Source organism: Corynebacterium afermentans subsp. afermentans (assembly GCF_030408355.1).
GTDB lineage: Bacteria > Actinomycetota > Actinomycetes > Mycobacteriales > Mycobacteriaceae > Corynebacterium > Corynebacterium afermentans.
In genome coordinates, this window is sequence record NZ_CP046606.1 from 1,142,732 (window position 1) to 1,155,277 (window position 12,546).

Genomic DNA, 12,546 nt, shown 5'->3' on the forward strand with positions numbered 1-12,546 from the left:
GATGCAGCAGCACAAGACCAATGAGGGCGCACTGTGGGGCGGCCGTTTCTCCGGCGGCCCCTCTGAGGCGATGTTCGCCCTGTCCGTGTCCACCCACTTCGACTGGGTGCTCGCACCCTACGACGTGCTCGCGTCCAAGGCGCACGCGAAGGTGCTCAACAAGGCAGGTTTGCTTAGCGACGACAACCTCGCGGTCATGCTCGACGGCCTCGACCAGCTTGGACGCGACGTCGCCGACGGCTCGTTCGGCCCGCTGCCCACGGACGAAGACGTGCACGGCGCGATGGAGCGGGGCCTGATCGAACGCGTCGGACCCGAGATAGGCGGACGCCTGCGCGCGGGCCGGTCCCGCAACGACCAGGTTGCGGCGATGTTCCGCATGTGGCTGCGCGACGCACTGCGTGGTGTGGCCCAGGACGTCTCGGACCTGGTCGACGCAATCGTCGAGCAGGCCGAGGCCCACCCGGACGCGATCATGCCCGGCAAGACCCACTTCCAGGCCGCGCAGCCGATCCTGCTGGCGCACTCGCTCCTGGCGCATGCCCAGCCGCTGCTACGCGACTTAGAGCGCATCCAGGACGCGGACAAGCGGCTGGCGGTCTCGCCGTACGGCTCCGGTGCGCTGGCGGGTTCCTCGCTGCACCTGGATCCGGAGGCGATCGCCGCAGAGCTCGGCTTCGATTCCGCCACGGACAACTCGCTCGACGGCACCGCCTCGCGCGATTTCGCCGCCGAGTCCGCCTACGTGCTGGCCCAGATCGCCATCGACGTCTCCCGCTTCGCCGAGGAGATCATCGCCTGGTCCACCCCGGAGTTCGGCTACGTCACGCTGCACGACGCGTGGTCCACAGGCTCATCGATCATGCCGCAGAAGAAGAACCCGGACGTGCCGGAGCTCGCCCGCGGCAAGGCTGGCCGCTTGATTGGCAACCTCACCGGCCTTCTGTCCACGCTGAAAGCGATGCCGCTGGCGTACAACCGCGACCTGCAGGAGGACAAGGAGCCGCTGGTGGATTCGGTGACCCAGCTGTCCATTCTCTTGCCGGCGTTTACCGGCCTGGTGTCCACCCTGACGTTCCACGAAGACCGTATGCGCGAGCTGGCCCCGGCAGGGTTCACGCTGGCGACGGATCTGGCCGAGTGGATGGTGCGCCAGGGCGTGCCGTTCCGCGAGGCCCACGAGGCGTCCGGTGCCTGCGTGCGCATCGCGGAGTCCCGCGGCGTGGATCTGGTCGACCTGACGGATGAGGAACTGCAAAGCGTCGATAAGCGACTGCTTCCGGAGGTCCGGGAGGTGCTCACCGTTGACGGTGCGGTGGCATCCCGCGACACCCGCGGCGGCACCGCGCGCCCGCGAGTGGAGGAGCAGCGCGAGCGTGTGCGCGAGGCGAACAAGGCTGCGCGCGAGTGGGCGAAAACACCGGTGCGCTCGCAATAGTTGTTCGATTGTGGCGCGCATCTCGGCCCGGCCATTTAGCATGTGAGGCATGAATGTGCCGAGCAGCCATGACGCCAAGCCCCGGGGACGGAAAGTCTCCGTGGTGCTTGGCGTCATTTTAGTTGGGGTGGTCATCGCCGCCGTCGCGCTGGGTCGGGGGGCTGCTGCCCTTCGGCGACGGGGATGAGGGGGAAACAACCGGCGGGCCCGGCGGCAAGCTGACGCAGCTGCACGGCGTGATCGGCTAGGAAAAGCGGGCCTACTTCGAAGATCCCGACGTGGTGGCCCGGCTGGAGGAGCTGGGGTATAGCGTCAGCGTCACCACCGCCGGCTCGCGCCAGATCGCCACCACCACGGACATTGCGGAGCAGGACTTCGTCTTCCCGTCCTCGGCGCCGGCGACGCAGAAGGTGCGCGAGCAGGGCAGCGGCTACTCCGTGGACTTCCCGTTCTTCACGCCGATGGCGGTGGCGAGCTGGAAGCCGATCGCTGACCTCCTCGTCGCAGAAGGCGTGGTCAGGGAAGAAAACGGCGCCTACACCCTGGATGTGAACAAGTACATGGACTTGGCCCGCTCCGGCAAGCGTTGGCGGGACCTGGGTGAGGCGTACCCGTCGCCACGCAATGTGCAGATCCGCTCCACGGACATCCGCACCTCTAACTCTGCGGCGATGTACCTGTCGCTTCTGGCGTGGGAGGTGGCCGAGCGTGACCCGGAGCGCAGGGACGACGTCGGCTTTCCGGCGGAGCCCACACCGGTGGTGCTAGACCGCTCGCTGCGGGAGACGTCCAAGCGCCTCGGCGGTGCCCGTCCGCCGCGCCAGGTGATGGCCCAGGCGCGTGCGCTCGAAGACACTGTCCGGTTTGTGCTCTCCGAGTGGGAGCATTTGGAACCCACCCCGGAGCACCGCCAAACGATATGGGATGTGGTGAAGGTGTAATACCCGGAGGTCGTCGACACGTATCTCGATGCTCCGCAGTACCGCGACGCCTCTGCGGTGTGGGTGGTTGTGGACTCTTTGACCACGCTTACGCGCGCGGCAGGACGGGTGCGGCAGGGCATATTGGACGACAACCTGCGGGCGATGGACTCCCAGGCGCAGTTTTTACGAGAGGAGCTCGGCGAGTTGCCCGGACTCGACGACAGCTACCACGGTGGCGACGGGTACGATCCGAAACCATGAGTCTGGATCCGAAGCTTCTCAGCGTCCTCGCGTGCCCCAAGGACAAGGGCCCGCTGGAATATAACCAAGAACAGCAGCTCTTGGTCAACGAACGCCTCGGAATTGCCTATCGTATTGATGACGGCATCCCGGTTCTGCTCATCGACGAAGCAGAGCCCTACACCCCAGCGAACTAGAAGAAAGCGACCATGACTTCCACCAACATCATTGATGAGCTGACCTGGCGCGGCCTGATCAACCAGTCCACCGACCTGGATAACTTGCGCGAGGCAACCGAAACGCCGATCACCCTGTACTGCGGCTTCGACCCGACGGGTCCGTCGCTGCACGCCGGCCACCTCGTGCCGCTGTTGATGCTGCGGCGCTTTCAGGAGGCTGGCCACACCCCAATCGTGCTCGCCGGCGGCGCCACGGGCATGATCGGCGATCCGCGCGACGTGGGGGAGCGCTCCATGAACTCCGCGGACACCGTTAAGGACTGGGCGGGGCGCATCTCCGGCCAGCTTCAGCGCTTCGTGCATTTCGACGGCGACAACGCAGCAAAGCTGGTCAACAACAACGACTGGACCAAGGATCTCGGCGTGATCGAGTTCCTGCGCGACATTGGCAAGCACTTCTCCCTGTCCACAATGCTTGGACGCGAGACGGTGAAGCGTCGCCTGGAAAACGACGGCATCTCCTACACCGAGTTCTCCTACATGTTGCTGCAGGCCAACGACTTTGTGCAGCTGCGCCGCGAGCACGATTGCATCCTGCAGATCGGCGGCGGCGACCAGTGGGGCAACCTCGTTGCTGGCGTAGACCTGAACCGCCGCATCGACGGCGCACAGACCCACGCGCTGACCGTTCCGCTGGTCACCGACTCCGAGGGCAAGAAGTTTGGCAAGTCCACAGGCGGCGGATCGCTGTGGCTCGACCCGGAGATGACCAGCCCGTACACCTGGTACCAGTACTTCGTGAACACCGCGGACGCCGACGTGATCCGTTACCTGCGCTGGTTCACCTTCCTGGACCAGGAGGAACTCGCCCGCCTCGAGGTGGAGGTTGCGGAGCGTCCCTTCAAGCGCGAGGCGCAGCGCCGCCTTGCCCAGGAGATGACGGATCTGGTCCACGGCGTGAAAGCGCGCGAGGCCGTCGAGCTCGCCTCCCAGGCGTTGTTCGGTCGCGCGGAGCTTTCGGATCTGGATGAGGCGACTCTTGCCGCCTCCGTTTCCGAGACCGACGTCTTCGAGTTCTCCGGCGAAACCACCATCGTGGATCTACTCGTCGGTGCCGGGCTGGCGGATTCCAAGGGCGCCGCCCGCCGCTCCATCAAGGAGGGCGGCGCGTACGTGAACAACGTCCGCATCGAAGACGAGGCGTGGGCGCCCACCGAGGACGACTTCCTCCACGGTTCCTGGCTCGTGCTGCGGCGCGGCAAGAAGAACTTCGCGGGCGCGAAGCGCGTGTAGCACCCAGCTTTACGACGAGCTATCGGCCAGGCCAGTTTTACCCTCTGGCCTGGGCGTTTTGTGTTGTGTTTGCGTTCGTGGTTATATTTCCCTCCGTTGCTTCCGAGCGGTTCGGCCGGTTGGGAGGGACGAGTTAATTTGAATAGGGGTTACGTTCTGGTTAACCGGGGTTTAACGTGAGTTTGACTTGTGGTTGGTTGGTTGTGTAGCTTCTGACGAAGCCGCTTTTTCCGGCTGGGGCCGTGTTTGGTTCTGGTTGGTGGGTGTGCTGGTGTTGTTTGAGAACTCGATAGTGTGCCAATGTACTTTTGTTGCGTGGGTGTGTTTGCCTGTCTCTTTTTGTGCACTGTGTGGTGGACGCCTTTTTGGGTGTGTGCCGGTGGTGGCGTGGTTGAATTCCAATGATGGATCGCGTCATCTTTTTTGGTTCATAGTGTGCGTGGGGTGTGGTTGAACATGTTTCACGTATTTTTGGCCGACCCCTGTTTTGCCCCGTCGGGTTGGGGTCGGTTGTTGAACCTTGTAATTTTTGGATTTTTGCCAGTCCGGCGCCTGTTTGGGTGTTGGTTGGTTTGTTTTTGGTTGGGTATTGGGCTTTTCACGGCCTGTTTCTGCTGAAACATATTTTGTGGAGAGTTTGATCCTGGCTCAGGATGAACGCTGGCGGCGTGCTTAACACATGCAAGTCGAACGGAAAGGCCAGTGCTTGCACTGGTACTCGAGTGGCGAACGGGTGAGTAACACGTGGGTGATCTGCCCTGCACTTCGGGATAAGCCTGGGAAACTGGGTCTAATACCGGATAGGACCACATTTTGGATGGTGTGGTGGAAAGTTTTTCGGTGTGGGATGAGCTCGCGGCCTATCAGCTTGTTGGTGGGGTAATGGCCTACCAAGGCGTCGACGGGTAGCCGGCCTGAGAGGGTGTACGGCCACATTGGGACTGAGATACGGCCCAGACTCCTACGGGAGGCAGCAGTGGGGAATATTGCACAATGGGCGCAAGCCTGATGCAGCGACGCCGCGTGGGGGATGACGGCCTTCGGGTTGTAAACTCCTTTCGCTAGGGACGAAGCGTATTTGTGACGGTACCTGGAGAAGAAGCACCGGCTAACTACGTGCCAGCAGCCGCGGTAATACGTAGGGTGCGAGCGTTGTCCGGAATTACTGGGCGTAAAGAGCTCGTAGGTGGTTTGTCGCGTCGTTTGTGTAAGCCCGCAGCTTAACTGCGGGACTGCAGGCGATACGGGCATAACTTGAGTGCTGTAGGGGAGACTGGAATTCCTGGTGTAGCGGTGGAATGCGCAGATATCAGGAGGAACACCGATGGCGAAGGCAGGTCTCTGGGCAGTAACTGACGCTGAGGAGCGAAAGCATGGGTAGCGAACAGGATTAGATACCCTGGTAGTCCATGCCGTAAACGGTGGGCGCTAGGTGTGAGTCCCTTCCACGGGGTTCGTGCCGTAGCTAACGCATTAAGCGCCCCGCCTGGGGAGTACGGCCGCAAGGCTAAAACTCAAAGGAATTGACGGGGGCCCGCACAAGCGGCGGAGCATGTGGATTAATTCGATGCAACGCGAAGAACCTTACCTGGGCTTGACATACACCAGATCGCCGTAGAGATACGGTTTCCCTTTGTGGTTGGTGTACAGGTGGTGCATGGTTGTCGTCAGCTCGTGTCGTGAGATGTTGGGTTAAGTCCCGCAACGAGCGCAACCCTTGTCTTATGTTGCCAGCAATTCGGTTGGGGACTCGTGAGAGACTGCCGGGGTTAACTCGGAGGAAGGTGGGGATGACGTCAAATCATCATGCCCCTTATGTCCAGGGCTTCACACATGCTACAATGGTCGGTACAACGCGTTTGCGAGCCTGTGAGGGTGTGCTAATCGCTGAAAGCCGGTCGTAGTTCGGATTGGGGTCTGCAACTCGACCCCATGAAGTCGGAGTCGCTAGTAATCGCAGATCAGCAACGCTGCGGTGAATACGTTCCCGGGCCTTGTACACACCGCCCGTCACGTCATGAAAGTTGGTAACACCCGAAGCCAGTGGCCTGTTAAAGGGAGCTGTCGAAGGTGGGATCGGCGATTGGGACGAAGTCGTAACAAGGTAGCCGTACCGGAAGGTGCGGCTGGATCACCTCCTTTCTAAGGAGCTTTTATTTTGTGTGCCCACAGTTGTGGGTGTGTGGTTGAGTCGCCGAGTGTGTGACTGCCACTGTGTTGTTTTTGCCGGGTGGAGGCATACCCGTAGGTCGCCGTGTCACCGAAGAAGGTGGTGATGGTGGTGCCTGGTTGGGGTGTGTGCTGCGTGGTGTTGGGTTGGTGGATACACCATATTGCGTGACAAAAGGGTTTTTCGTTGGTGCACTGTTGGGTGTCTGGGGCAGCATTGGTTGTTCCTGTTGGGCCCTGCGTACACGGCTGCAGTGTTGTGGTTGGTTGTGTGTGGGGTTGTGTTGTGTGAGAACTGTATAGTGGACGCGAGTATCTTTCTTTTTTGTGTTTTGGTGTTTATACCTGTTTGTTTGTGTGTCCGTGTGTTTTGTTACGGGCGTATGGTGGATGCCTTGGCATGCTGAGCCGATGAAGGACGTGTGAGGCTGCGTTATGCCTCGGGGAGTTGCCAACAAAGCGTTGATCCGAGGATGTCCGAATGGGGAAACCCAGCACCGGTTGTGTGGTGTTACCCGCAGGTGAATTCATAGTCTGTGTGGGGGTTGACGCGGGGAAGTGAAACATCTCAGTACCCGTAGGAGAAGAAAACAATTGTGATTCCGTGTGTAGTGGCGAGCGATAGCGGATGAGGCTAAACCGTGTGCGTGTGATACCTGGCAGGGGTTGCGTGTGCGGTGTTGTGGGGCGCAAATGTTGCAGGCTGCCGACTGCAAGCGCAATTTGCATGCATCAGCGGAAGCATCTGGGATGGTGCGCCGGAGTAGGTGAATAGTCCTGTACGTGAAGGTGTGTGTGGTTGTGTTGTTTGTGTTCCCGAGTAGCAGCGGGCTCGTGGAATCTGCTGTGAATCTGCCGGGACCACCCGGTAAGCCTAAATACTCAGTGTGACCGATAGTGGATGAAGTACCGTGAGGGAATGGTGAAAAGTACCCCGGGAGGGGAGTGAAAGAGTTCCTGAAACCATGCGCTTACAATCCGTCAGAGCATGTTTTTGTGTGTGATGGCGTGCCTTTTGAAGAATGAGCCTGCGAGTCAGCGGCATGTCGCGAGGTTAACCCGTTTGTGTGGGGTAGTCGTAGCGAAAGCGAATCCGAATAGGGTGGCAAGTGGCATGTCCTGGACCCGAAGCGGGGTGATCTACCCATGGCCAGTGTGAAGCAGCTGTAAGAGGTTGTGGAGGCGCGAACCCACTTAGGTTGAAAACTGAGGGGATGAGTTGTGGGTAGGGGTGAAAGGCCAATCAAACTCCGTGATAGCTGGTTCTCCCCGAAATGCATTTAGGTGCAGCGTGATGTGAGCTTGCCGGAGGTAGAGCTACTGGTTGGTTGAGCGGGACTATCATCTTAGCGACGTCAGCCAAACTCCGAATACCGGTTGAAGTGGTGCATTGCAGTGAGACTGTGGGGGATAAGCTTCATAGTCGAGAGGGAAACAGCCCAGATCGCCGGTTAAGGCCCCTAAGGGTGTGCTAAGTGGAAAAGGATGTGGGATCGCGAAGACAGCCAGGAGGTTGGCTTAGAAGCAGCCATCCTTGAAAGAGTGCGTAATAGCTCACTGGTCGAGTGGTTCCGCGCCGACAATTCAGTGGGGCTCAAGCACACCGCCGAAGCCGCGGCAAACTTTTTTGTTTGGGTAGGGGAGCGTCGTGTGTGGGGTGAAGCCGTATCGGAAGGAGCGGTGGACTGCATGCGAGTGAGAATGCAGGCATGAGTAACGAATGGCAAGTGAGAATCTTGCCCGCCGGATGACTAAGGGTTCCTGGGTCAAGTTCGTCTTCCCAGGGTGAGTCGGGTCCTAAGGCGAGGCCGACAGGCGTAGTCGATGGTTAACGGGTTGATATTCCCGTACCCGTATGTGCGCGCCCAGTATCGAAGCGGTGAGACTAACCACCCTGATCTGCCGATCGTTGCCATCCCTTCGGGGATGGTTGGTTGGTGGTGATGCGTGGGGCCTGATCCGTGGTAGGTCAGTGATGGGGTGACGCAGTGAGGTAGCTAAGCCGCTTATTGGATTGCGGTGCAAGCGTGTGGCACGACAACATTGGTCAAATCCGGTTGTCATGAGTGTGAGGCGTGATGCGTAGCCCTTATGTGGGTGATGTTGGTGATCCTGTACTGCCGAGAAAAGCCTCTAGCGATGTGCATGTACGGCCCGTACCCATAACCGACACAGGTGGTCAGGTAGAAAATACTAAGGCGAGCGGGTGAACTGTGGTTAAGGAACTCGGCAAAATGCCCCCGTAACTTCGGGAGAAGGGGGACCACAACCGGTGACACACATTCGTGTTGAGCTGGTTGGGGTCGCAGAGAGGAGAGGGGAGCGACTGTTTATCAAAAACACAGGTCCGTGCGAAGACGGTTAAGTTGATGTATACGGACTGACGCCTGCCCGGTGCTGGAAGGTTAAGAGGACCCGTTAGGACATTGTCCGAAGCGGAGAATTTAAGCCCCAGTAAACGGCGGTGGTAACTATAACCATCCTAAGGTAGCGAAATTCCTTGTCGGGTAAGTTCCGACCTGCACGAATGGCGTAACGACTCCCCTGCTGTCTCAACCACAGGCCCGGTGAAATTGCAGTACGAGTAAAGATGCTCGTTTCGCGCGGCAGGACGAAAAGACCCCGGGACCTTCACTATAGCTTGGTATTGGCATTCGGTGCGGTTTGTGTAGGATAGGTGGGAGACGTTGATGCATGCACGCCAGTGTGTGTGGAGTCGTTGTTGAAATACCACTCTGACCGTAGTGGATATCTAACCTTGGCCCATGATCTGGGTTGGGGACAGTGCCTGGTGGGTAGTTTAACTGGGGCGGTTGCCTCCCAAAATGTAACGGAGGCGCCCAAAGGTTCCCTCAGCCTGGTTGGCAATCAGGTGTGTAGAGTGTAAGTGCACAAGGGAGCTTGACTGCGAGACTTGCAAGTCGAGCAGGGACGAAAGTCGGGACTAGTGATCCGGCACCTACTTGTGGATGTGGTGTCGCTCAACGGATAAAAGGTACCCCGGGGATAACAGGCTGATCTTCCCCAAGAGTCCATATCGACGGGATGGTTTGGCACCTCGATGTCGGCTCGTCGCATCCTGGGGCTGGAGTAGGTCCCAAGGGTTGGGCTGTTCGCCCATTAAAGCGGCACGCGAGCTGGGTTCAGAACGTCGTGAGACAGTTCGGTCTCTATCCGCCGCGCGCGTTGAAACTTGAAGAAGGCTGTCCCTAGTACGAGAGGACCGGGACGGACGTACCTCTAGTGTGCCAGTTGTTCCGCCAGGAGCACGGCTGGTTGGCTACGTACGGGAGGGATAACCGCTGAAAGCATCTAAGCGGGAAGCCTGTTTTAAGATGAGGTTTCATTTGAGGTTCCCAGGAGACTACTGGGTTGATAGGCCGGACCTGGAAGCACAGCAATGTGTGGAGGCGACCGGTACTAATACACCAATAAACACCAACACCAAACAATACGTTTGATGGTGTAAACACCGCGAAGAAACACGAAGAAACGTTTTGCTTGCGCCCACTGTGCAGTCACTGACACAACACACCAACCCGGTTTGCACCGGGATGGCCAACATAATTGCATAACGCTGAATTGTTGATCAGCCGTACATGCCCCTATAGGTGTGTCGGTGGTTGATGGCGGCGGGGAAACGCCCGGTCCCATTCCGAACCCGGAAGCTAAGCCCGCCCGCGCCGATGGTACTGCTCCCGGGAGGGAGTGGGAGAGTAGGTTACCGCCGACCCAACAACTTCACACAAGCACCCGCCGCACCAACACTGATGGTGCGGCGGGTGCTTTGCTATGCCTGGCCCGAACCCACCTGGCTAGACTCCGCATTGCGGACAACCACAGTGGCACCCATCATTGGTGCACACCAACCAATTCCGTGCCCGGGCCTCACTCCGCTTTGCGGACAACCACGACGGCACCCATCATTGGCGCACACCCATGAAATCCCCGGGGCGAAATCACCCGGCGGGACGCGACCTGCCAACTAGGGGCCACATAGGTCGCGGGGACAGCAGCAACGACGATGCCTACTGCGGGACGAAAGTCGAGTACCGGACGTCGAGTACGCCCGGAGTTGTCAGTGGGTGAATGCGCCACCTCGACTTGGAGGTTGTTGTGGCTGGTCGTTGGACTCCGAAGGATGTGAAGGCTGCGTCTGTGGCGCGGCTTGTTGCAGGCGATGATGTCGGCGAGATTGCTCGTGAGGCCGGTGTGGCAGAGGCCACGGTTTATGAATGGGTCAAGCAAGCAGGCGTGCTCCCGCCGAAGAAGGCGTTGGCACGTGCACGCGACCAGCTCATCGACGAGGCGGTGGCGCTGGTGGCTTCAGGTATGTCGGTACCGGATGCGGCTGCGACGTTAGGCATGTCACCAGGGGCGTTGTACCAGCGGTTGGCGAAAGTCGGTGTGCTGACCGAACTGCAGCAAAAGCCCCGCATCACCCCGCAGCAGAAAGCTGACGCGGTCGCACGGGTGCTGGCTGGTGAGCCGGTTGACGAGGTTGCGGCGGCGTTCGACCGGTCTGCGAATTCGGTGTATCGCTGGGTGCAGCAAGCACGCCAGGAGAAGGCGGGCGGAAACCGTGATGCGTCACAGCGCGCGGACACGCCGGAGGCTTGCACGGTAAAACCACCTGCACACAGCAAAGTTGATTCCGTGCCAGCACCAATGAAAACACAGGCAGGCCACGCGCCTGCCGACTATGCCGAGGACCGTGTGAAAGTCGGCCGCGGGGTCCGACTGTCGTATGAAGACCGCCTGACGATCCAACATGGGTGCAACCAGGGAATGTCAGCCAGGCAGATCGGAGCACTTCTGGGGCGCCACCATAGCGTGATCAGCCGGGAAATCGCCCGCAACGGGTGGGAAGTTCCCGGCGAAGACGGTGAGGCCACGGTGTACTACAACGCCCGGCAAGCCGGCCTGGGCGCCAAGGCGCGTGCGCACCGGCCGAAGGTGCGCAAGCTCGACGACAACCCGGCACTTCGTGCTGTGGTGGTGACGTGTCTTGCCCGCCGGTGGTCGCCCGGGCGCATCAGTGTGTGGCTTCAGCATGCTTTCGCCGATGATGAAAGCATGCGTATTTCCCACGAAGCGATCTACAGTGCCTTGTACATCCAGGGCAAAGGCAGCTTGCGCGCCGAGCTTGAAGCGGTGATGAAGACCCAAGATGTGCTCATCCGCGGCGGCAAGCGGCGAAAAGCTCGGCCCCGTAATGCCGGTGTGCTCACCGGTAAGCCGTGGATCAAAGGTGCTGAAATCACCAAGCGCAGCCCAGAGGCTGACGACCGGGCAATCCCCGGGCACTGGGAAGGCGATCTTGTTATCGGCACCGGCGGCAAAAGCGCGCTGATTACCCTGGTGGAGCGCACCAGCCGCTACACCCTGCTTGGTCATCTGCCCACCGAACACACATCGATGACGGTGATTGCAACGATCCAGCAGATGGTCAAAGACCTCAACGCTGAACAGCTCAAGACCATCACCTGGGATCAAGGCGTGGAAATGGCTGAAACCGCAAGTGTGCGCATCAAAGACGGCTGCGAGGTGTACTTTTGCGATCCGCACGCGCCGTGGCAGCGACCGACCAACGAGAACACCAACGGTGAGATCCGCCGCCGGTTCTACAAGAAAGGCACCGACTTCGCCGAAGTAACCCCCGAGCACGTCGCCTGGGTACAAGACGAACTCAACGACACACCACGACAAGTCCTCGGCGGAGCAACCCCACGTGAGATACTCCAGCAAATATTCAATCGTGGCGCATTAACCGCTTGATCCCGCCCCCGCATACACCGACAGACTCGACCTCCACTACTCGACCAACAACGCACCCACAACAACCCAGGTACGGTCCACACTCCGCATTGCGGACAACACCGGGAACACCAACAATGGGTGCCTACCCACGGACAATGTAGCTGGCGGTCTCGTAAAGGTTAACGCCGGCGATTTCCCATCTGGGTAAACACCGGTCGAAAACGGCTGGACCGTCAACGTTTGCGAAAGCCGCCCCCGCGAACTCCGCATTGCGGACAACAAGAGCCGGCCCCATCATTGGTATGCACCCACGAACTGCAGATCGGGGCGATACTCCGCAATGCGGACAACCCCAGATACACCCATCATTGGTGCACCCCCACAAATATTTCCGAGTGGCACCCCCACAAACCGACAATCCACCAGGGCAAACACGGCGCGACGTGTACGACCAGTGCGATAGCCCTTAGGTAGGTTCTGGTTGCGGGGGCTGCGAGCGCGGGAGCGCGCGGCGGATCCTGCAGGTGGTGGGAGCAGTATGTGC

The 12,546-nt window shown here is 59.8% G+C and carries 5 protein-coding genes, 3 rRNA genes and 1 pseudogene; all 9 read left to right on the plus strand.

What is annotated here, in order from left to right; genetic code table 11:
• Position 1: 1 nt before the first annotated feature.
• Positions 2-1,438 carry an argininosuccinate lyase gene (argH, locus tag CAFEA_RS05435; RefSeq protein WP_063937503.1) on the plus strand — a complete coding sequence of 479 codons (1,437 nt, stop codon included), beginning with the start codon at positions 2-4 and terminating at the stop codon, positions 1,436-1,438.
• Between the two features lie 278 nt (positions 1,439-1,716).
• Positions 1,717-2,379 (plus strand): hypothetical protein, encoded by a 663-nt coding sequence (locus CAFEA_RS05440; protein WP_063937292.1) that lies wholly within the window; start codon positions 1,717-1,719, stop codon positions 2,377-2,379.
• A 239-nt stretch (positions 2,380-2,618) separates the two neighbouring features.
• Entirely contained in the window at positions 2,619-2,798 is a 180-nt protein-coding gene (locus tag CAFEA_RS05445) for a Trm112 family protein (RefSeq protein WP_063937290.1), read from the plus strand.
• 12 nt (positions 2,799-2,810) lie between these two features.
• Entirely contained in the window at positions 2,811-4,073 is a 1,263-nt protein-coding gene (gene tyrS / locus CAFEA_RS05450; protein ID WP_063937289.1) for a tyrosine--tRNA ligase, read from the plus strand.
• A gap of 625 nt (positions 4,074-4,698) precedes the next feature.
• Positions 4,699-6,215, plus strand: a 16S ribosomal RNA gene (locus CAFEA_RS05455).
• A 390-nt stretch (positions 6,216-6,605) separates the two neighbouring features.
• Positions 6,606-9,687, plus strand: a 23S ribosomal RNA gene (locus CAFEA_RS05460).
• A gap of 170 nt (positions 9,688-9,857) precedes the next feature.
• Positions 9,858-9,975 (plus strand): 5S ribosomal RNA (gene rrf / locus CAFEA_RS05465).
• Together the 16S, 23S and 5S rRNA genes form the textbook arrangement of a ribosomal RNA operon.
• Positions 9,976-10,607: 632 nt before the next feature.
• Positions 10,608-10,817: pseudogene (locus CAFEA_RS05470) on the plus strand (transposase); the annotation flags it as partial.
• A 93-nt stretch (positions 10,818-10,910) separates the two neighbouring features.
• Complete coding sequence (locus CAFEA_RS05475) at positions 10,911-12,020, plus strand: IS30 family transposase (protein ID WP_290183921.1); 1,110 nt, start codon at positions 10,911-10,913, stop codon at positions 12,018-12,020.
• Positions 12,021-12,546 lie beyond the last annotated feature (526 nt).

Bases quoted from the DNA above. Each gene is read 5' to 3' on its own strand.
- CAFEA_RS05475 (WP_290183921.1), top strand. From the start codon at position 10,911: ATGAAAACACAGGCAGGCCACGCGCCTGCCGACTATGCCGAGGACCGT.
- argH (WP_063937503.1), top strand. From the start codon at position 2: ATGCAGCAGCACAAGACCAATGAGGGCGCACTGTGGGGCGGCCGTTTC.
- tyrS (WP_063937289.1), top strand. From the start codon at position 2,811: ATGACTTCCACCAACATCATTGATGAGCTGACCTGGCGCGGCCTGATC.
- CAFEA_RS05445 (WP_063937290.1), top strand. From the start codon at position 2,619: ATGAGTCTGGATCCGAAGCTTCTCAGCGTCCTCGCGTGCCCCAAGGAC.